Genomic DNA, 21625 nt, shown 5'->3' on the forward strand with positions numbered 1-21625 from the left:
CCTTATTACTTATCAATTAGCTGAAATGCTCTGTAATAATTATCATCTTTGATCTCGCTAAATAATACGAGTTCTAACCCATCATACGTACCTGGAAAAAACATCACCAATGGAACTTGATCAATTGCTTTATGTAAGTTATTCAATATCGTATGGGAGCGAATAATCGGGAATGCTTTCCCGACGCCAGTTAGAAACACAATATCATTTAGCTGTACTCTGTCTGTAATGTATTGTACGACCAAGTCATTATTACTTGTCAGACGTAAAGCTTTTCTTGTTGCATTTAAGATAAACTCGCTCCCCTTTTTTTGTTCCATATCCATATTTTTTTGCAAATACCCTTTGCCTTCTAGTATTTCAATCACAATTTCATACAGATCAAACTCGCGTATATGTAAAGAGCTATCACCTTTTAATCGCTCTTTCATATAAACAATATGATCTCTCACAAGCATTTCATACTTAGGGTCATAATCAAAAATATAAAAACCAATTTCATTACCTAATCCTTTATTTTCACGAAAAGATGGATCTGTAATTTTAGGCATAATTTCATCTAGTCGTTCATGTATTGTTCTCATACTATTCACCTACCAAAATATCCATATATATACCGTCACCTAATTCCCGTATATACCTCACGATATCAGCATCCAACAACGGTCGTTCAACTTCCCGATCTCCTTTTTGATTCTTTAAGAAACCTGCTTCAAATAAAATTCGAATGTAAACTTGCTTTAGTTTATAAAACGTATACTCATTCCATGATGCAATTTTTTCACTTTGCTGTTGTTTATGTTCGAAGAAAACATTGAAATCTGCATCTGTAATATATGTTTCTCGAAAAATAAACTTTTCTTTAAATACTTCATTCATAAATTCAAAAAATAAGCGATCTGTTTTCAAAATAGCGTATAATACAATCGTTTTACTGGATTCTATATCTCCATGTACAATTTTCTGAATTAAATACTCATCTAGTACTTTAAGCCGAGCTAAAATAATTGATGCAAGTTCTTTTTTACGGGATTCTGTATTTACTTGAAAGATATTTTCGACAACCGCTTTTTCTTTTACCTCAAACTCTTTTAACCCTTGTAATAAAAGGGACGAAACCTTTTTTGTTTCCAAAAAAAGAAATGGTCGAGACTTAATGGTTGACTTATATTCTTGTTTTTTTACCATTTTTATACATTCCTTTGGGCCACTTTTTGATACTTTTATTGTAACCTTTTAAGGTTATAAATAAAAGCAATTTCTCTGCAACGAAAAAAACCAGCAATATTTTGAAAATATCACTGGTTTAACTTACTTCATCCTTGAAATACTAAAAACATCATATCTTTCCCTTACAGGACTGTATACAAAAACAAAATATGAAATGATTTGATCAAATCCCTTTACCATGTCCATATTGAATCGGAATATCATTAGAAATTTCTGATATATCTATTGATGTATATACCCCAAAAATAAAGATACTAGCAAGTACAATCCCCATTAATTTCCTCATTATTTTAACGCCCCTTTTTCTTCTAAGATTTTCTTCGCTTCGTAACTCATATAGAAATATTGATTTGATTTCATTTCTTCCTTTGCGTTATAAAATTTCACAGCCAACGCCTCAGCATATTCTTGTACATATCTCCATAAATTTTGCTGTTTAAAATATGAAATCCCTTCATTTACAACGCTTTCTACTTTTTCTAACGAATGCTCACTATACATATTTTGCAGAATTGAAAAATGATAATAATATTCTTTTGTAGAAGCCTTCAAACCTTTTTCGATGTATGTTTTTGCAATTTCTGATTTCCCTAATTTTAAATGTTCACGTGCTAGTAAAAACATTGTTTTATAATCATGTTCTTCATCTTCAAAAGCATCGAGAAGATAACGTATCGCTAATTCAGAAAGATTTTGATCAGCATATAGTAATCCTAAATTATATTTCACTTTCAAAACAGAATCTTCTTCACTTTGTTTCTTAAATGTATTAATAGCCGCAAGTAAATATTCCTCTGCCGCCTCAAATTGTTTTAATGCAATACATGATATACCAAGTACATTTTCACATGCTGCTGTTTTAACCTCATAACCTACATTTTTAGAAAAGAAATCTTTTGCCTTTGTAGCATAACGAATGGATAGGATTGGTTGATCAATATAGTAATAATATAAAGCAGTACGATAGTGAAACTCCGCCTTTTCATATACATCAGAAATATCTTTCAATAACTCGTCTGCATAATCATAGTGTTCTTTCGCATCATTATAGTTCCCGGTTTCCATTGCATAGATAAATTTAAAGAAATGATAATAATATTGCAGAAACACATCTTTTTTCACAGGTGTAGTTTCTAGATTACAATCAAAGTTTCCAATCAACATGTTGTAGCGAAAATCAAGCAATGAGTAATAAATGAAACTATCTGGATTGTCTTCAATTTGATATAGATTTGTATCAATTTCTTTTTTTAGTTGTCTTGCTTTTAAAACATGCTGTGCACGCATTACTTGATACCATTCATTTAATTGTTTAGTAATTTGTGTATTCGTTATAACATTTGCATCCATAAGTTCATCCCCTCTTTTCAGTTAAATATTAACACAATTTTCAGATATTAAAAGAAATATCTTCTCCGTTAATCGAGGAATAGTTATCAGAATATTCATACTTAAAGATCGATATAAAAAGAAGAATTTCTGAGTATAGAAATTCTTCTTAAAAAATGTGTGCTGTCATCATTTATAAATATCGCCACGGTTTCCAACCGCTTGTATGTATATTATTTTCTCATCATGATTGACTTCAAATAAAATCCGAAAGGTACCAATCCTCAATCGATACAGGTTGGTGTAACCCTTCATATTTTTGATATCTCCTTCAGGCGGAAGTTCAAGAAGGCCTTTCAGCCCAACTGCAATTCTGTTTTGCATTCCTTTTTCCTGTTTGCAATAAATTTTAATGCGGACTTATGGTAAATCAACTTGTAGTCCGAATTCATTTTTTGCATCCTCCCCTGATACATACCCTTCTTCACTATCGAGCTGTTCCAATTCTTGTTTAGATAATGGTTCATGATCCGGATCTGCCATATCAATTTGTTCCCAAGCTTTCGGTTTCTTTTTTGAACGTTGAACAAGAAACTCTAAAAAGTCAAATGCAGCCTTTTTATCTTGCTGGTCAAGACGGTCTATCAATCGATATAACTCTTCCTTACGAATGGCCATATATTGCACCTACCTTCGTTATAATTTTTTAACTAGCATAAATCAATAAATCTCGGTATGGTATGATTTTATTATAAGACTTATAAGTCCTATTTACACCATAATTTCTCTTTAAATCTTGGCATAGTATGATTTAGAGAATGGAGTTAAATTTGGTTCATCACCAAAAGTCGTGGGTAACAAAATCAACGACCTGTTTCTAAGCGTAAACGCAAGAAAAAATGGGCATCGTTTCGATAACCAACCCCTCGTCTTTTGATGAGTTTTATTTTATTATTCGTGCCTTCCATTATTCCGTTTGATAAAGGAGAAATAATCGTATTCAATATTACTTGTTTGCGTACAGTAAGCGTTTTCGCAATCTTGGACACGGCACCACACATGTGAAATTGGCATCGGTTGAACCATTCGCTTAATCGTCGTTTCGCTTGTGTTAATACCGTCACTTTTAACACATATCTCATATGATTCAAAGCTTGATAAATATATTTTATGTACAAATGTTCCTGATACCACTGCACAATAAATCCTCGTTCTTCATCTGTCAACTGTTCAGGTTTACATGCGAGACAGCGATCGATAAAACGAGATTTGTGCTGCTTTTTTGTCTCTCCTAAATACCGTCTTCTACGTTGAATTGCATCTGTGAAAAATTGAAAACTATCACATTTTTTCTGGGTCAACAAATGTAATACTGAACAAATATTTACTACATGCATTTTTAAAATAGGGATTTTTTGAGAATGTCAAATCTTTTCCTTTTCTACATTCCCTTTCAATCTGAAATAATAACTCTACTGTTAAAAATTTAAGTTGAAATATCGTATGTTTTTCAGACATCATCACTTTTCCTCCCAATCAACAATTTTACTTATTTTAAATCTCTTAACTAGTTATTCGTTCATCTATATTGTAATTCCTCTTCAAATCCCGGAAAATTTTAGCATTCGCATATGAATAACCGACCACAAGGAATTGTCTTCTTTCTTATTTTCTCATCCATCTACATAAAACATTTTCTATTCCCTCTTAGTATGATATGATGAAAAAAATAAAAGGGAAAATACATTTCAAAGTAAAATAAAAAATGCATTTTTAAGCCATAATTCCTCTTTAAATCTTGGTATGGTATGATTCCTGTCTATAACGACCAACTTTTTGCTTTGCCATAATTCCTCTTTAAATCTTGGTATGGTATGATAGAGACTTGTCAAGTGAGTTACAAAAGTATGCCATAATTCCTCTTTAAATCTTGGTATGGTATGATCCAATGGTCTGTTTATGTAGCGCGTTTTAAGCCATAATTCCTCTTTAAATCTTGGTATGGTATGATGGACGAATTGGTAGAGTATCAAAAATATAAGCCATAATTCCTCTTTAAATCTTGGTATGGTATGATGCCCCGTTGGTGTCGCAAGTTTCAAACTTGGCCATAATTCCTCTTTAAATCTTGGTATGGTATGATAAAGCAAACGACTTATTAGATGTCGCGATGGCCATAATTCCTCTTTAAATCTTGGTATGGTATGATATCAATATGAAAGATTATAAGTCGAGACCAGCCATAATTCCTCTTTAAATCTTGGTATGGTATGATGAAGCAAAACATCTTAAAGCGCAGACTTTAGCCATAATTCCTCTTTAAATCTTGGTATGGTATGATTACCTGGTGTTCATATCGATACAAAAAGTGAGCCATAATTCCTCTTTAAATCTTGGTATGGTATGATAATTGAAATTGAGATACCAGCGATTATGCGGCCATAATTCCTCTTTAAATCTTGGTATGGTATGATAAAGAGAAACGTTTCATTATCAATACAGCGGCCATAATTCCTCTTTAAATCTTGGTATGGTATGATAATCATAGCGAATTTGATTACTACTTATGTGCCATAATTCCTCTTTAAATCTTGGTATGGTATGATAGTTACAAGACCAAGAACGTATTGTGAAAGGCCATAATTCCTCTTTAAATCTTGGTATGGTATGATTGCTTTGATTACGTTGCTGAATTCGCTGAGCCATAATTCCTCTTTAAATCTTGGTATGGTATGATACAGCAAGACCAGAGCATATCAAACGGTTCGCCATAATTCCTCTTTAAATCTTGGTATGGTATGATGCAAAACCTTGGACCTTATTACGGAGCTCAGCCATAATTCCTCTTTAAATCTTGGTATGGTATGATGTTTCCGAACAGTACCACGCGTCGCGGACGGCCATAATTCCTCTTTAAATCTTGGTATGGTATGATTTTTTCGACAATGAAAAAGAAAACGGATTTGCCATAATTCCTCTTTAAATCTTGGTATGGTATGATAAAGTTTTCTATCCGGATGACAACGGTGAAGCCATAATTCCTCTTTAAATCTTGGTATGGTATGATTGATACGACTGTGACTTTACCGCCTACATTGCCATAATTCCTCTTTAAATCTTGGTATGGTATGATACCTCCCCAACCTTCGTTTCAATCTTTCCAGCCATAATTCCTCTTTAAATCTTGGTATGGTATGATCTGAGTATGTCGTAGTGAATGGCAATCATCGCCATAATTCCTCTTTAAATCTTGGTATGGTATGATTCAAGTTTTAAATACCATTCTTAAGAAAATGCCATAATTCCTCTTTAAATCTTGGTATGGTATGATACATGCACCGAAACCTCTTGATATTCCTCAGTTTCAAGGGGTTTCTTTTTTAAAAAAACGAGTTTAAAAATGCTCTTTTGGTTATTTTCGTGCTAAATTTTTTTCATATTACGTCAAAACAAAAAACACTTGCTAAAATTGCAAGTGTTTTTTGTTAGAAAAAGTCGGTTTTATTTGTTCCTAATTTTTCATCAATGGTTTGAACACCAAGTAAAATATCCATACTTTCAAATTGCTTTTCTGTTACTTTTAATGAACGGATTGCTCCATTTACATTTGGAATGTTTTGTCTAAGTCTTCTCAAATGTTTTTGAGCACCTTCTTCTCCATTACAAACTCTTGTGTACACAGAAAATTGCAGCATTGTGTAACCATCTTTTAATAAAAATTTCCGGAAACGGGTGTAGGCTTTTCTTTCAGCTTTTGTCATCACCGGCAAATCAAAGAAAACAAGTATTCTCATAAATTTACTCATACGTATGTTGCCGTAATGTAATCAATTCTGGTAATAGTAATAGCGATGCATCATTTTGCCGGCACGCTGATACGTAGCTTTTTATCATTTGTTCTACACCATTTGTTATACTTTGTCGTTCTTCTTTCCATACTGCTTCAATATTTAATACTGAAAACAGCTGTTCTCTCATTTTAGAATCCCACTCTGTTTCATCTGACACATTCAAAGCAACAATAATATCAACAAATGGTCTTAATACTTCCATAAAGTCATCAGCAAGGTTAAAAGCATTTGTTTGACTGTCATGAAATATACCTAGACTTGGGTTAAAGCCGTAGCGAACAAGTGCGCGAGCTGTTAGAGAGCGAACCAAACTATATCCATAGTTTAAAGAGATATTACGCACATCATCTTCTCTCCGGTAAAAGTTTGGACCAAATAGCGCCGTAAAATATACTTTTGCACCGTAGGCTTCTCGATTTGTACGATCACCCGATTCTACACTTTTGCTAATAGAATATAATTTTTGCGCATCTTCCCCTTTATTCGCTAATTCAAGGCATCTCGCTTGATTTTCTAATTTACGAATTACAATCTGTTGCCAAATTCTTTTCTTAAATGGCTTACCTAGCCCCAATTGGACATCTAACACAGCTTTTTGTCTGGAATGTCTATGAAACGGTTGTAAAATTCCCGCTGGTAATCTTTTCCGATCACATATAATAAGCTCTACATGATATTCGACACATTTACTCAATAAAGCAGCTGTGATTGTAATTGCTGGATCTTCTATTGTAATCGTGCAAATATCTTCTAAAGGAATACGCACCGTTTCTTCTTGCTTAATTAACAATTGTTCATCACGTGTCGAAAGTTTACTTGGTTTTCGAATTACAATATGTCTAAATGCCATGTCGTTTCTCTCCGTGTACTTTATTCATTCTACCGAGAGGATCCACTTGGTATTTTTCAAATATCTCTAATTTTCGCACTCCTATTTCATCTTCAAAACTGTTCATATGATCTATCATTCTCACACCAGCATTCCCTGAATGTACTCCTTTAAAATACATAAAGTTTTCTTGCCATACATGTTTTTCACCAGTGCTTGTTTTTGTTTCTTTTTCTTTTGGCATTTTCACTCTAATTAAATCATTAGGATATAACGAAAAGAGGAATTCATACTCATCCGTAATTCGTTTCCATTCACTATAAGGCTTTTTCGATGTAATTAATCGATCTGGAACTTTTTTAGCAAGCACATCAGCCACATAAACAGGTGTTAAGAAATAATTCCCCGTTTCTTTATGACGAAACACCTCTGTTCTTACAATACTCGCATTATCAGCAGCTGTTTTCTCATCCAGCATGACAACACGATTTGCTTTTTCTTCAATTTTAATAGAGCGGATAATTGGTGCATTTTCTGGATTCTTCGCTGGCTTATAAAGCGGTGTGCTAAAGGCTTTTTTCTTATCTTTTCCATATTCAAGATATCTCGATTTTATTGCTTCATATGTTTTCATATCTGTCTCTTTTCCAAACATCGGGAAATCTCCGTTTTTATCGAACGGAATTTGATCTAAGCTTACTTTTTTTACAGTGCGAATGTAGCCATCATCTGTGCGCCCTCTTACTCGCTTCAACGTTTCTTCATGTATTTGTCCCTTCATTGCTCGTTTTGGCATTCTGGAAACAAAAATCGGCTTTAGTTCCTTAATAAAGGATTCATCATAAGTTTTTAAGTCTAGACTTTCCATTGCTAGCTTTATATTTTCAGGGTCTTGCATCATTCTTATTTCTAATTCATGAATGAACCCCGGCCAAGGTTCGGGGAAAAATTCACCTTCTCGTTTTAATTGGTTATGAGCATATTCTTCGCGCCGCTTAAAATACGCGCTTACCTTATGTTTAAAAGGTAAGCTAACCGCTACAATTACTGCATCTAACGCATGATGTAAATCGTTTTCTTGGCGATTTTTGTTAAATCCCCATCGTTTTCGCATAAGAGATGTATAAGCACCATTCACTGTATGCACATATTGTTTTTTTCCTTCTTCCATGCGGAATTGTAAGTTATCCTCAATAAATGTTTTGATATAACGAGTGATGTAGCGTGTATCATTTAAATGTCTAGAGCGAAATTCTTCGGCTTGTTCTTCATCAAAATTCTTTTTTAATAATAAGCCTTTTTTCTTTTTCGCAACTTTCATCGTTGTTACTAACGAAGTGAACTCTTGCCATTTTGTTTCATCGTGACCAAACCATTCATATGGTGTGCGATTTTGTTTATTTTGGTTTTCTGCTGCTAGAACGAGTACTTTATTGTTATTGCTATCATCAAAACTACGACTATATGGAATAATATGATCTACCTCGGCATAGCCAATCTTAAATAACTGCTCTATCGAAATTGGTTTAAACGAATATGCACAACGACCATCTTGTTCTTGCCAAAGTTTATATTTTAAAATATCATGACCTCTTGGATCGCCAAACTCAGGATGAAGTTCTAAAATATGTTTTTTGGCCCCTTCATTCATTTGACGATTTTTATTGTATTGTTTTTCAAGTTCTTTCCGCTCTTTATACACTCTTCCCATTTCACGTGCCAATTCAATATATATTGATGAAGGTGAACCATATCTTTTTATGATTCCATTCATTACTTTGCGCACTTGTGATAAAGAACGTATAACTACCGGATTCACAATATCTTTTGCTGGTACAGGGGGTAATAACTTTTGCTTTTCCTGATTTATTTTTTTATTAAACTGATAACCAGCTTCTTCACAAGCTTGATGATAAGGAATCCCTTGTTCCATAAACGGCAAAATATTTCTAAGCGCTTTTAATGATAAGTGCCCAAACTTTGTAAAGGAAAGGTGTAAAAGTTCTTCAATCAATTCTTCATTGTACTTACGATTTGCTAGATTTAATTCCTTTTTCCCATTACTCGCCACATATTGATTTTGTAAATAGTCACGAATATCTTGATCGTCTTTAAATACAGTTAAAGCGTAAGCGATTGTATCTAAATCAACTGGACGGTATGTATCATTCAAGCTTTTCCCTTCGATTTTTTGTAATATTTTTCTGATTTTATATTGACTTTCTAAAGAAAGGAATGTTCTATTTTCGTTTTTCTCTATTTTTTCATTTGGATCATAAAAGATTTCATTAAATCGTTGTTCATCATTTAATTTTAATAGCTTTCTCAACTCTTTATACTTTACTTCTTTTTTGGAAAAAAGAGAGTTCAAAATAAGATCTCGCTCTTCTTGCGTAAGTGATCTTGCAGGAGAAGTTCCTGATAGAATTCTTAAACGATTTAATTTATCAAGAGCTCGAAAGCGTTCAAATGTATATGTGCTCTTTGGCGCTCGTTTCTCTTTCGGTTCAAATGTACAATTCCCAATTTTTTTCGCTATATCATCTTTTGTTGCAAAAGGTCGTTGTGATGACCATATTTGAAGAAATTTATCTTCATTTTCCATAGTTGCGAAAGCATGTCCATATGCTCTTTGCTTTTCAAAAATAAGCTGTATCTCTCTTTTTAAATCACTTCGTGCAACAACATGAGTATATTGCCCACCTTTGTTACGCTTAGTACCTTCAAATTTCTCATCATACAGAAGCATTTCGCTAATTGTTTGATAACCTTTTTCTTCCATTAACTGCTTGTTTTCTTGAACTGCTGATAGAACAGCACCATTATCTCCTTCTTGTAATTCACTTTTACGATTAGATTGAAAGCCACGATTTTTTGCAAAGTGAACTAATATACGTGCAAATTCGCGGTCTGATAATTTTCTTTCTAAAGCATTTACACGTACAAGCCAAATATCTAAATCACCAGCTTTCCAATCATATAGTTGTTCCATTTGCACTTGTGTTAATAAGCCTGTTCGAATCATAAATTGACGAACTCTCTCTACACGATGTCTTCTTCTGCGCAACCTTTTTCTAGTAGAACGAGCTAGCCTTCTTGGAGTTGACAAAGAAGCACCTGTTTTCGGTTGCTCAGCAACATCGAAAATACGCACTCCTAAGTCCTCAATTCTTTCTATATCTTCATTAATAACTGCCCAACCAACTGATGCAATTCCTATATCTAGTCCAATGCTATATTTCATTTACTAGCACCTCTTTTAGAAAATTCTGTGTTTTATGTATAAAAAAATGACTAAACGAAGTTAGTCATTTTTTAGGGGAATCCGATAAAATCGGAGTTAGGCGATCCCCAACGCCACGGCATATTGCCTTACCATAATAACTCTATAAATCTTGGTATGATATGATACAGCGGCTTCCTCAAACCGCTATATACATTATATTACATTTTCATGAAAATGTAAACATGAAAATAGATTAAATATCAAATTATTTTAATATCACCCTTTAGTTGTTCACCAACTTAAAAACTGTTTCTTTTCAAATCCCCCATCTAAACATGATACCGATTCCGTCTTCGCTCCATTCTTGTTTGACCTAGTGTTGTCGGTTCTTGTTGCTCATGTTGCGGTTCTTGTTGGATTGCGTGGATATTTTCTTCACGCATTGATTCATATGGACGCTTGTCTTTTGATTGAGTAGATGTTCTTCTGAATTTTAGCATTTTAATCCGCAGTTTCGGTAAACGTGGAATACGAATGTGAAATGTAGGTCTCATTCGTTTCTTTTTTTGTTTTAATACATTTGGTGTTTCTTGTTTAAAATGATCATTTTTACGACGAAATCCGTTTGCGAATAAACCACCTACTAAAAAGCCCGCTATGAGTAATAGTAAATACAATTTTTCTGTTGTGAGTAAATTCATCATGCGTCCTAAAACAGCTAGTGATTGTACTTCTTTTACATCCCATAATAATGCTCCCCATAGCGCAAGTAATCCAAACGTAATTCCATATGTACGGAAGCAAAGAATGGCTGGAAGTAAAGCGATACATGCAGCAATTTTTGCGTTTGCTAGTAATGAGCTCATTGTTACGTATTGATCCCAAATTCCCATCAATAACGTGATAAATATAGTATAAGCTAGCCAACTACAAACACGAGAACTCGTTTGTTTTGTATAATAACTACCAAAGCTCGTAAAAAACAATAATCCACCTAGAATGAGTGATAATGGTAGCGGGATTTGTTTCATAATCCCTGCAACCGGGAACAAACCGCTAAGCAGCATTAACAATACATCAAACTTTTTCACAATGTTCCATCCCTTTCAAAACTTCTTTCATTTCCATTTTGTACAGGAACTGTTGTTATTTTTTCAGCACCGCTCATTTTTTAATCATGCCGTATAAAAGCATGTTTCATGTTTTCATAACTATTATTCCTAAAAGACATCTTAATCCTGCTTGCATGAAAAGTAAATACAAAAAGCAAAATTATAATTGACAATCGCTCCCTACATTTTTATGAAGAAATGACAAATCCCGTTCTCTAGAATACATGGGATTTGTCATATGTTTAGAAGCATTATTCGCTATTTTTTAATGATTTTGTTGCTTCTGAGTACGAAGGAGGTTCTGGATCATCTTTCTTTATTTTTAGTCCAATAGATCCGCTTACGATAGCGAATAGAAAAACACCTTGCCATGAAATCATAATAGGATCCATAAAATAATCAATTGTCATAATGAGAATATATGTTTTTCCTGCATCTAATATAAACGGAATCCATCCCTTGCTTGTTTGAATCAAATCAAGGGATTTCAAAGCTTTTGGTATACTATCCACAATGAGTGAAAGTGGAAAATCGCTGAATATATACACAATAAAAAACATGATGAGAGCTTGATTTGATTCATATTGTAGCCCTATTATTTGTAATAACACCAATTCAATCCATGTAAAACTCAGTAAAAGAATCGCTATAATTAATGTACAGATTACAATCGTCTTTCATTTTTTCACAATTTCTCACCACCTATCCTTATTCATTTTCTATCAGCCAATCTGTGTCCAATTCATCACTTGATTGCCATAAGTCAATATCCGTTATATACCTTTTTATTAATTTTACCATTTGCATTGGGAATGGAACAAACGGACGCTTCCCAGGTATAATACTCATTTTACACATATAAGTCATTATTTTAGCAATCTGATCTCGTTCCTCTTGCTTCGCTCCGAGTACTACAATTTCTAATATACGTTGTTCCATCCATCCCGTATCGTTTAAAGGATAAGTATTTACACTATAATACATTCCCCTTTGATCCACATATAATTCTGTTTCATCACGCTCCTTTTCTAACGTTATCATATAATTGGGAACATCATGCTGATTGTTAATACGAATGACTGTTACATTAGAAAGCGATTGAAATTCCTCACTGATATAAGGTAGTTCATGTAAGTCCATACATTCATTTTGCAAACTTTCAATCCAGTACTCTCTCATACTTGCGTCTATAAGAAAATACACTTGCTTATTTTCCTTTTTAGTTTCTTCTGCGATTGCTGTTAATTCTTCCGTTATATATTTTTTAAATTGAATTCCTATATCATTTCGCTTTGACGGTTGCGGTAAGAATGTTTCGTGTGCACTTACGTTTAAGAGGATAGATGTAAAGTCTCGCCACTCATGACTCCCATATAATTTATATACAATTTCTCCCTCGTTTATTTTAGATATAATAGGTACAAATTGATTGTTATACATTTCTTCTATTGATAAACTAACATATGTATGTGATGGATTTATAATCTCCCAGCTTCGTTTACGAAATCCTATCTTTTCTAACAAACTAAAAGTGGCTCTTACTATATGTTCCTTCTCTATTTCTTCTCCGTCTAATCGTTCGATAAATTGCGAAATGCGATTTGTTCTTGCAAATGCTTCTCGAATCACTTGTTTCGGATCGATTTTTTCACGACCATCACACTTTTCAATTTCTATTAAAGACAACGATGTTTGAAAGGATTGCGTTGGTATAGAAAATATTGCTTGGATCACACTTTGGATACAATCTTCTTTATACCTATGGCAATAATCCATTCGATATGGGTGCTGCTTAATAATTTTTGGATTATACATGACGATGTTTAGTATAATTTGCGGTTTAGAATTTAATATATAGGAATGATCTGTCCTCTTCTCTAAAATTAGTTCTTCTTCAAATAATATTTTTTCTATTTCTATAAGTTTTTGAGAAGACCATAGTTCTAATATAATCTCTTCCATTCCTTTTGGTGTATAAAGTGGAAATAACTCATCGTTCTGATTTATAGTTATATTTTTACATAGCGGGATACGTGTACAATGAGGAAATCGCTGATGAAATGCTTGTAAGAGTACTTCCTTTTCTCTTCTACTTATCCCTCGTTTTATTTTTGTACCAGGAACCTTAAAGATATTTTCATCATATATAACAAGTGCTCGTACCCTTTTCCCTTTTATATATTTTTTTGGATTCGTCATAATCTTAACTAAATGTAACTGTTTATTAAGCATAAAAACATTCTGTAATTCCCGATAAGCTCTGGACCAATTCACTCCAAATCGCGCGTCTTCTATTTTGAGTGTAACAAACTGATCCTTTTCATTATGACAGTTAGAGACTAGTACAGTTCCTTTTCTTTTTTTCATAATCATATAATGTTCATATTGATTTGCTGTTTGATAAAAACGCCTTTTACCAATAGAAACTTTAAGTAGAAACATATTTTCAATTCCACGAGTGATAAGCTCAAACCGATATATATAAGAAAAATATTCCTTTGTTTTTTTATCCTGAATAGGCTCAGACATCGCTTCACATCTATTTTGTTCTCGAAGTGGGTAAAAAGGAAGTTCTTCATATTGTTTATTTCCTATAGATAGATGCAGAGCGCGTTCACAAAACAAATGTGAAATTAATGCTGGTACCCATATATAAAATGTTTTTTTATCATGTAGTAACGACAACTTTGAAATCGCACTAGGTTGCCATTCTAATAAAACTTCTCCAGGCATTTCGGTCGGTTTCCAGTTATGAATATACGCATACCATTGACGACAAATATATTCTAGTTGTTCAGAGCTAAGAGGTTTTAAAGATATAATCCATGGACTATCTTCTGCTAACTTATATGGATCGTGCTCAATGAATAAAATATCCGAAAACATAATATACAATCTTTTATTTAGAAGTTTAAATTTTTTTATTAATTCGTATGGTCTATTATGCTCTAATAAGAGACTTGACCAATGCTTTGGCCACTGCACATAAAATACTGTTTGCTCAAAAAGTGGATTTATTACATCTTTAAAGGCTAACAACTGTAGTGTTTCCATAAAGTGAATACTCCCTCTCTTTTTTCGTTATTTTACATAAAATCCAAAATCAATAGACTGTGAAAGTTTGAAACGAAATACAGATTCCACCCCCTTTTTACTTTTATTATACCATCATCAAAATCCATTTTTTGTTAAAAAACAGTAAAAAAAGAGGAAGTGTTCTATCCTCCTCTTTATCTTTCCCATTTCTCTTTTTATTGTATAATTTTTTCATAATATATTATGAAAAATGATGAAATAAAATGAACATCTATCTTACTACTTTTTCTTTAACAGGCCATTTTTCTAACGTATAAGCCATCTCCCAGAACGAATATTCATATTGACTACTAATGATAAAATGCTGTTTCATTCGCTGACGATCTGCCTCTGTTACTGTTTCCGCAATTTGATCTAATCGCATAATTTGTTCTTCTACTAATGTGCGGAACCAATCAGAACCATATGCTGAAATCCATTCTTGGTAAATCGGTTCCTCTGGTTTACACTCTTTTAGACGTTCGCCAATTTCATAATACAACCAATAACATGGTAAAATGGCCGCAATAATATCACCTAAATGTCCTTCATAAGCAGCGCGATACATATGGGATGTATATGCATACGCCGTTGGTGCTGGAATAAAGGATGCTTTTTCTTCTTCAGTAATTCCTAATTTTTTCGCAAAATTTTCATGAAGTGACAATTCTGCTTCATATGTATTTTGTGCATGATGCGCCATGCGAGCTGTCGTTTCCAATTCGATTGCCTTCGCTGCCCCTAATGTTTGTACTCTAGCAAAGTGACTCAAATAGTAGGAATCTTGTAAAACATAGTAACGAAAGCTAGCTAAATCTAGTGTTCCCTCACCTAGTTCTTTAATAAATGGATGCTCAAAACTCGATTGCCAAATCGGAGCAACTTCTTGACGTAATAACTGTGAAAATGACATTTATATCCCTCCTCATTTATCCTACACTCAGCTAACATCTAACGAAAAAATAGAAATGTACAAAATAAAAACCACTTCCTTATAGGTAAAGAAAGTGGCCTAGATATATAAATATCATATTTTGTCACTTCCACTTCCCTACGCTGGTACGAACCAGATCAGGTACTAAGAGTCTTAAAGATAAACTTTAATCTCAGCCAATATCGGCACCCCTAGTGGATAGATGAGAACTATATAGTTTTGGTAATCATCATAACATAATTTAAAGAATTGTCAATTATCCAAATCTATATCGTATATTGTTATAAAAAATGAGTCACTTTTTTAGCAATTCCCTTACATCATTACTGTGCGGCTAGCCCAATAGGTGAGAATAATACATAGGCACCTAGCATGAATATAATAAGGAAGATTGAAAATACCTTTGCATATTTCCATGGCTTTAAATCAACTTTATTAGCATCGAAAAGTTCAAAGTCTGTTTCTCTCGGTTTTAATTTTCCGATAATTAACATCACAACTACACATGCCGGGAATAAGACACTAAGAATATATAAGAAATTAATGGATCCTAAAAACACTTTTGAGAGCGCATACAAAACAATATGAAAGACTAAAGCAATTTTCGGAGCACTTGCTGGTACTTTTTTACTAAAAAATCCTACGACAACAGCTGCGATAATTGGCACATTGTAAAAACCAAACATTTCTTGTAAGTAGTTATATAATCCAGAAGGTGCATATAAAATAAATGGTGATACGATAACCGCAATGAGACCGAGTGTAATCGCAAAAATACGTCCTACTTTCACCAACTCTTTTTCGCTTGCTTCTTTCTTGAAAATTGGTTTATAAAAATCCAGTGTGAATAAAGTGATTGAACTATTTAATGCACCGTTAAATGAACTTAAAATAGCACCGAACAATACAGCGGCAAAAAAGCCTGATAATGCGACAGGTAAAATCTTAATTACTAACATCGGATAAGCCATATCAGCATTTTTTAATTGATCGCCAAATAAATGAAAGGCAATGATTCCTGGCAGCACTAAATACAATGCTCCAAATACTTTAAATAATCCTGCCAACAATACTCCTTTTTGTCCTTCTGCTAAATTTTTTGCCCCGAGTGTACGTTGGACAATAGCTTGATTGGTACACCAATAAAATAAGTTATTAAACAACAACCCCATAAAAATTGTTGTCCAAGGTATAGAATCTTGCGAGTCTCCAATTGCATTTAATTTTTCTGGATGAGAATGTAATAAAAGATTTACACCATCCATAATATTCCCTTTTCCAAGTGCGAGGAGCCCAAGAATTGGAATTAAGCATCCTCCAATAATTAAACCAATTCCATTTAGCGTATCCGAAATCGCACATGCACGTAGGCCCCCAAATACAACATAGGCAATACCAGTCATACCAATGATGAGTGCAATCACCATAATCGTTGTGAAATTACTAAGCCCAAATAGTTGTGAAATATTAAAGATACTATCAAGTACTAATGCACCGGAATACAATACAGTTGGTAAATAAGCGATGGCATAACCTAATAAAAATAGAATGGAAATAATTTGTCTTGTTCGTAAATCGTAGCGTTGCTCTAGAAAATCCGGGATTGTTGTAATTCCACTTTTTAAGTAACGAGGTAAAAAGACAAATGCCATAAAAATGAGCGCTAGAGGAGCGGTTACCTCCCAAGCCATAACGACCATTGAAGTTGCATAGCTTTGTCCATTTAGCCCTACCATTTGTTCGGTTGATAAGTTTGTTAATACAAGTGATCCTGCGATAACGATACCAGTCAAACTTCTACCACCTAAAAAATAACCATCTGAACTATCTAAATCAATATGTCTTGTCTTATACCAAGAAAACCAGGCAATGAAAATCGTGTATACTAAAAATGTAATGATTGTTACAAATGCCATGGAGCAATAAACCCCTTTCAAATGATATCTATTTCTCTAAAAGGGAGTAGAGTGCCCTCTTGTTCTTTATTCTGTATCATAAAAGCCCTCTACCTACCCCATCTTATAATCTAGAAATGTATTACGAATGAATTTTGTTTGTTTGAAAATTCCGAATATTAATAAGTTCACCTGTTTCAAATGATTCTTTACATGCATATCCAAGCACTGTTGATTTTACTCCATCTTGTACCGTAATTGTTGGCTTACGTTTTTCGATAATACATTGAATAAACTCTTCTACTTCACTTAAATATGCTTGTTCAAAACGTTCTAAAAAGCCCTCTGAACACTCGCGAACTGCACCTGTTTGATCAAAAACAGTCACGGCATTTTTTTCTGGAACTGTTCCAACGCGAAGCGATCCTTTTGTACCGATAATTTCTGTTTCAATATGATAACCATGCATGCAGTTTCGACCTGCGACAAAAATACCCATTGTATCATTTTCAAATTTTATGAGTGCCGCTCCAGTATCCGCATCGTTAAATTCCTTAAATTCAGGACAAGCAAATGCTCCTCCAATCGCCCACACTTGTTTTGCCTCTGATTCTAAATACCACCTTGCTAAGTCTAAATCATGAATGGCCATATCTAAAAATAAGCCCCCGCTATAATTGCTCTTTGCGAATTTCACAAAACTATCAAGAGCTTTTGTCGGATCTATACCATAGCACCGCACTAAAACGGGCTTACCGATTACGCCTTCTTCTATTTTTCTCTTTGCATACATATAAGATTTATCAAAGCGTCTCATAAATCCAAGCATGAATACTTGATCGGGATGCCTTTGTACTACTTTTTCTACATGAAGAGCCTCTTCTAAATATAGTCCTAGTGGTTTTTCGCTAAAAACATGAAACCCTGCTTCTAATGCTTTTTCAATCTGTTCGCAATGAAACCCAGATGGCGAAGCAATGAAAATTGCATCTAATTCTTCATTTCGCAGCATTTCATCATAATCTGTATAACCGTATGGTATGCCCCATTCTTCCTGCGCTTGTGTTACTTCCTCTTCAATTACACTGCATACTGCTGTTAACTCACAGTTACGAATATGAAATGCAAGATTCTCTGCATGTTTTTTCCCAAGTCTCCCTAACCCAACAATACCAACCTTTACACGTTTCATGAAAAACACCTACCTATTTTATTTTTGCTAAAAATTACAAATTTCATTTATGTATGTTCGCGCCTTTACTGCATATTCAAATGGATTTGCTGTTGCTGGATCTTGTTCTGCCTCTACTAATAGCCATCCCGTATAATGCTTTTCAGCTAATTTCTTAAATATCGGTTCAAAGTTAATACTGCCATCACCTGGAACTGTAAATACTCCCTCTTTCACTCCTTGTAAAAAGCTTAATTTATTTTGTTTTACTTTCTCTGCAACATTTAAGCGCACATCTTTTAAATGTACATGTTTGATGCGATCCATGTACTTTTCTAATATATACATTGGGTTCTCACCAGAAAAAACGAGATGACCGGTGTCATAGAGTAAATGAACAACATTCGGATTTGTTAAAGACATCAATTTTTCAATTTCTGCCGTTGTCTGTACTCCCGTTCCCATATGATGATGATAAACAAGGTGAAGTCCGCGCTCTTGAGCTAGTTTTCCTAAAATATTTAAGCCTTCCGCAAGCTTTTGCCAACTTTCCTCATCAAAAATCGGTTTCTTCTCAAAAAGAGGTGTATTCATCAGCCCTTGAATACTATGTCCTTGTTCTGACACAACAACGACTTTCGCCCCCATTTTCTGCAAGAAATCGCAATGTTCTATAAATGGATCTACTGTTTCATTTAGCGGCTTTGTTGTTAAATAAGCGCTAAACCATGCGCTTGCGATTTCCATCTTTCTTAGTGATAACGCTTTCTGTAAAACGTCTACATCTCTTGGATACTTATTGCCAACTTCAGTACCAGTAAAACCAGCTAACGCCATTTCACTAATACATTGTTCAAATGTATTTTCTTTTCCTAATTCAGGCATATCATCATTAGTCCACCCAATCGGTGCAATACCAAGTTTTACAGTTCCTTCTTTAAACATCTTGTTCAGCTCCTTTTTCCCTTTAGAAAAGGCAATGAAACGAACTGCTTCATTGCCTTCTATTAAAATAAGAAAGGCATTTTAATATTGTCTTGCTTGTTTTAAATGGCTCATTCGCTCTTCATAAGACGCTTGAATTTTCTTATTTTCAGTTATCTCAGCAACACCAACATTCCACCAAGAGTCATATCCATTTGTCATCGTTTTAGGTAATACTTTTATATCAATGAGTGTAGAGATCGTTTGTTTTTTCGAATCTTCTAGAGCAGCTACTAATTCTTCTATCGTTGTTACGCGATATGTTTTCACACCATAACCAGCTGCACTTTTGGCAAAATCTATTTTCATAAATCTTCCTGCTGGCGTTCCAACTTCATTTTCTCTATGACGAAACTCTGTACCGAAGCTTCCCATACCATTTGACATTTGAAGATTGTTAATGCAACCAAATCCGGCATTATCAAATAAAAGAACATTTATTTTTTTACCTTCTTGTACACTAGTTACAAGTTCTGAGTGGAGCATTAAATAACTTCCATCCCCAACCATCGCATATACTTCTTTATTTGGTTCAGCCATTTTCACACCAAGCGCTCCAGAAATTTCGTATCCCATACAAGAATATCCATATTCCATATGGTACGTATTTGGCTTTTTACTCATCCACATGCGCTGCAAGTCACCAGGAAGACTTCCTGCTGCGCCAATAATAATAGCATCCTCATCAAGTAATCTATTGATTTCCCCAATTACTTTCGTTTGTGTGAGGCAAGAGCCCACTGTTTCATAAAATTCTGGTAGTGCTTCGTCTAGATGGCCTTTAATTTCTGGTTGAAACCCGTCTTCTTTATAATCGGTTTGATAAAGTCTCTTTAACTCTTGATCCCATAACTCTTTCACTGCATCAATTTCGTCTATGTAACTAGATTGATATTCTTTACTTTCTAATACTTTTTCAAGTTCTTCTAATGAAGCTTTCGCATCTGCGACAACTTTAGTTGCATCTAATTTGCCAGCGTGAAAATCTGACACATTAATCGTTAAAAACGCAACATCTTCATTTTGGAAAAGCGCTTTTGATGATGTTGTAAAATCAGTAAAGCGTGTTCCAACTCCAATTACTAAATCTGCTTCTTTCGCAATACGATTGGCAGCTAAGTTTCCAGTAACGCCAATACCTCCTAAATTCATTGCATGATCGCTTTCGATGGCACTTTTTCCAGCTTGTGTTTCCCCAAACGGTATGCGGAATTTCTCTGAAAAACGTTTCAGTACTTCGCCTGCTTCAGAGTAACGTACACCGCCCCCGCAAATTATGATTGGTTTTTTCTTCTTGAAAATAAGCATTGAAGCATCATGAATTTCGCTTTGAGTCGGCATACGTCTTTCGATGCGATGTACACGCTTTTTAAAGAAATATACTGGATAATCATATGATTCCGTTTGTACATCTTGCGGGAGGGCAATGGTAACTGCACCTGTATGAGCTGGGTCTGTTAATACTCGCATCGCGTTAATCATCGCTGTCATTAATTGTTCCGGACGATTGACGCGATCCCAATATTTACTTACTGGACGAAACGCATCATTTGTTGTAATGGATGCATCATGAAGTTGTTCAATTTGCTGAAGCACTGGATCTGGCTGCCGAGATGCAAATGTATCTCCAGGTAATAACAAAACAGGAATATTATTTGCTGTTGCTGTTGCTGCTGCTGTAATCATATTTGCCGCACCTGGCCCTACTGAAGATGTACAAGCCATAATTTGTTTCCGATGTTTTTGTTTTGCAAATGCTACCGCAGCCTGCGCCATTCCTTGTTCATTTTTCCCCTGATATACTTCTAAGCTTCCGCTATTTTCTTCCAAAGCTTGCCCAATTCCTAATACATTACCATGACCGAAGATTGTGAAAATTCCTTTCACAAATTTTTCTTCTCTCTCATCAAACTGTATATATTGCTGATTTAAAAATTTAACTAACGCCTGTGCTGTTGTTAAACGAATTGTATCCATTCTTTTCAACCT

General features: G+C 34.2%; 18 protein-coding genes, 1 pseudogene, 1 CRISPR repeat array and 1 riboswitch. All 19 genes and pseudogenes read right to left on the bottom strand.

What is annotated here, in order from left to right; translation table 11 throughout:
- Positions 1-5: 5 nt before the first annotated feature.
- Positions 6-584, bottom strand: coding sequence for a BREX-1 system protein BrxB (gene brxB, locus MR063_RS08670; RefSeq protein ID WP_242196469.1), 579 nt, complete (start codon positions 582-584; stop codon positions 6-8).
- Between the two features lies 1 nt (position 585).
- Positions 586-1188 carry a BREX-1 system RNA-binding protein BrxA gene (gene brxA, locus MR063_RS08675; protein ID WP_277927814.1) on the bottom strand — a complete coding sequence of 201 codons (603 nt, stop codon included), beginning with the start codon at positions 1186-1188 and terminating at the stop codon, positions 586-588.
- Positions 1189-1393: 205 nt separating this feature from the next.
- The gene (locus MR063_RS21780) at positions 1394-1516 is read right to left on the bottom strand and encodes a hypothetical protein (RefSeq protein ID WP_277927815.1); all 123 of its coding nucleotides are present in this window, start codon (positions 1514-1516) and stop codon (positions 1394-1396) included.
- Positions 1516-2580 (bottom strand): response regulator aspartate phosphatase, encoded by a 1065-nt coding sequence (locus MR063_RS08680; protein WP_242196475.1) that lies wholly within the window; start codon positions 2578-2580, stop codon positions 1516-1518. The genes MR063_RS21780 and MR063_RS08680 overlap by 1 nt, the downstream gene beginning before the upstream one ends.
- 168 nt (positions 2581-2748) lie before the next feature.
- Positions 2749-3011, bottom strand: a pseudogene (locus tag MR063_RS08685) (type II toxin-antitoxin system RelE family toxin).
- Complete coding sequence (locus MR063_RS08690) at positions 2980-3237, bottom strand: hypothetical protein (protein ID WP_242196480.1); 258 nt, start codon at positions 3235-3237, stop codon at positions 2980-2982. Before MR063_RS08690 ends, MR063_RS08685 begins: the two are co-directional and overlap by 32 nt.
- 185 nt (positions 3238-3422) lie before the next feature.
- Complete coding sequence (locus MR063_RS08695) at positions 3423-3920, bottom strand: transposase (RefSeq protein WP_396021826.1); 498 nt, start codon at positions 3918-3920, stop codon at positions 3423-3425.
- Positions 3901-4077, bottom strand: a complete 177-nt coding sequence (locus MR063_RS08700) for a hypothetical protein (RefSeq protein ID WP_242196895.1) — start codon at positions 4075-4077, stop codon at positions 3901-3903. Before MR063_RS08700 ends, MR063_RS08695 begins: the two co-directional genes overlap by 20 nt.
- 259 nt (positions 4078-4336) lie before the next feature.
- Positions 4337-5890: direct repeats of the CRISPR family, unit length 36 nt; unit sequence GCCATAATTCCTCTTTAAATCTTGGTATGGTATGAT.
- A gap of 154 nt (positions 5891-6044) precedes the next feature.
- Positions 6045-6353 (bottom strand): CRISPR-associated endonuclease Cas2, encoded by a 309-nt coding sequence (gene cas2 / locus MR063_RS08705; protein WP_048723010.1) that lies wholly within the window; start codon positions 6351-6353, stop codon positions 6045-6047.
- Between the two features lie 4 nt (positions 6354-6357).
- A complete protein-coding gene (cas1, locus tag MR063_RS08710; protein ID WP_242196483.1) occupies positions 6358-7260 on the bottom strand; it encodes a type II CRISPR-associated endonuclease Cas1 in 903 nt (300 codons plus the stop codon).
- Positions 7250-10483, bottom strand: a complete 3234-nt coding sequence (gene cas9, locus MR063_RS08715; protein WP_242196486.1) for a type II CRISPR RNA-guided endonuclease Cas9 — start codon at positions 10481-10483, stop codon at positions 7250-7252. The genes cas1 and cas9 overlap by 11 nt, the downstream gene beginning before the upstream one ends.
- Positions 10484-10794: 311 nt before the next feature.
- Positions 10795-11556 carry a DUF3959 family protein gene (locus MR063_RS08720; protein ID WP_242196489.1) on the bottom strand — a complete coding sequence of 254 codons (762 nt, stop codon included), beginning with the start codon at positions 11554-11556 and terminating at the stop codon, positions 10795-10797.
- 272 nt (positions 11557-11828) lie between these two features.
- Positions 11829-12248, bottom strand: coding sequence for a YrvL family regulatory protein (locus MR063_RS08725; protein ID WP_313928932.1), 420 nt, complete (start codon positions 12246-12248; stop codon positions 11829-11831).
- Between the two features lie 37 nt (positions 12249-12285).
- Positions 12286-14631: a pPIWI_RE module domain-containing protein gene (locus MR063_RS08730; protein WP_242196495.1), complete on the bottom strand. Its 2346-nt coding sequence runs from the start codon at positions 14629-14631 to the stop codon at positions 12286-12288.
- A gap of 253 nt (positions 14632-14884) precedes the next feature.
- Positions 14885-15565 carry a thiaminase II gene (tenA, locus tag MR063_RS08735; protein WP_242196498.1) on the bottom strand — a complete coding sequence of 227 codons (681 nt, stop codon included), beginning with the start codon at positions 15563-15565 and terminating at the stop codon, positions 14885-14887.
- Between the two features lie 118 nt (positions 15566-15683).
- Positions 15684-15789, bottom strand: a riboswitch (TPP riboswitch).
- Between the two features lie 120 nt (positions 15790-15909).
- On the bottom strand, positions 15910-17502 hold the full coding sequence (locus tag MR063_RS08740) for a solute:sodium symporter family transporter (protein WP_242196501.1): 1593 nt from the start codon (positions 17500-17502) through the stop codon (positions 15910-15912).
- Between the two features lie 121 nt (positions 17503-17623).
- Positions 17624-18673 (bottom strand): inositol 2-dehydrogenase, encoded by a 1050-nt coding sequence (gene iolG / locus MR063_RS08745; RefSeq protein ID WP_242196504.1) that lies wholly within the window; start codon positions 18671-18673, stop codon positions 17624-17626.
- Positions 18674-18700: 27 nt separating this feature from the next.
- The gene (gene iolE, locus MR063_RS08750) at positions 18701-19597 is read right to left on the bottom strand and encodes a myo-inosose-2 dehydratase (RefSeq protein ID WP_242196507.1); all 897 of its coding nucleotides are present in this window, start codon (positions 19595-19597) and stop codon (positions 18701-18703) included.
- Between the two features lie 81 nt (positions 19598-19678).
- A complete protein-coding gene (iolD, locus tag MR063_RS08755) occupies positions 19679-21613 on the bottom strand; it encodes a 3D-(3,5/4)-trihydroxycyclohexane-1,2-dione acylhydrolase (decyclizing) (RefSeq protein WP_242196510.1) in 1935 nt (644 codons plus the stop codon).
- Positions 21614-21625 lie beyond the last annotated feature (12 nt).

The sequence above is a fragment of the Bacillus cereus group sp. BfR-BA-01492 genome, from assembly GCF_022662815.1.
Lineage (GTDB): Bacteria > Bacillota > Bacilli > Bacillales > Bacillaceae_G > Bacillus_A > Bacillus_A cereus_BD.

Excerpts from the sequence above, each read along its gene's own strand:
- cas9 (WP_242196486.1), bottom strand. The coding sequence starts at position 10,483 with ATGAAATATAGCATTGGACTAGATATAGGAATTGCATCAGTTGGTTGG.
- cas1 (WP_242196483.1), bottom strand. The coding sequence starts at position 7,260 with ATGGCATTTAGACATATTGTAATTCGAAAACCAAGTAAACTTTCGACA.
- MR063_RS21780 (WP_277927815.1), bottom strand. The coding sequence starts at position 1,516 with ATGAGGAAATTAATGGGGATTGTACTTGCTAGTATCTTTATTTTTGGG.
- MR063_RS08740 (WP_242196501.1), bottom strand. The coding sequence starts at position 17,502 with ATGGCATTTGTAACAATCATTACATTTTTAGTATACACGATTTTCATT.
- MR063_RS08700 (WP_242196895.1), bottom strand. The coding sequence starts at position 4,077 with ATGTCTGAAAAACATACGATATTTCAACTTAAATTTTTAACAGTAGAG.
- tenA (WP_242196498.1), bottom strand. The coding sequence starts at position 15,565 with ATGTCATTTTCACAGTTATTACGTCAAGAAGTTGCTCCGATTTGGCAA.
- brxB (WP_242196469.1), bottom strand. The coding sequence starts at position 584 with ATGAGAACAATACATGAACGACTAGATGAAATTATGCCTAAAATTACA.
- MR063_RS08680 (WP_242196475.1), bottom strand. The coding sequence starts at position 2,580 with ATGGATGCAAATGTTATAACGAATACACAAATTACTAAACAATTAAAT.
- iolE (WP_242196507.1), bottom strand. The coding sequence starts at position 19,597 with ATGTTTAAAGAAGGAACTGTAAAACTTGGTATTGCACCGATTGGGTGG.
- brxA (WP_277927814.1), bottom strand. The coding sequence starts at position 1,188 with ATGGTAAAAAAACAAGAATATAAGTCAACCATTAAGTCTCGACCATTT.
- iolD (WP_242196510.1), bottom strand. The coding sequence starts at position 21,613 with ATGGATACAATTCGTTTAACAACAGCACAGGCGTTAGTTAAATTTTTA.
- iolG (WP_242196504.1), bottom strand. The coding sequence starts at position 18,673 with ATGAAACGTGTAAAGGTTGGTATTGTTGGGTTAGGGAGACTTGGGAAA.
- MR063_RS08730 (WP_242196495.1), bottom strand. The coding sequence starts at position 14,631 with ATGGAAACACTACAGTTGTTAGCCTTTAAAGATGTAATAAATCCACTT.
- cas2 (WP_048723010.1), bottom strand. The coding sequence starts at position 6,353 with ATGAGAATACTTGTTTTCTTTGATTTGCCGGTGATGACAAAAGCTGAA.
- MR063_RS08690 (WP_242196480.1), bottom strand. The coding sequence starts at position 3,237 with ATGGCCATTCGTAAGGAAGAGTTATATCGATTGATAGACCGTCTTGAC.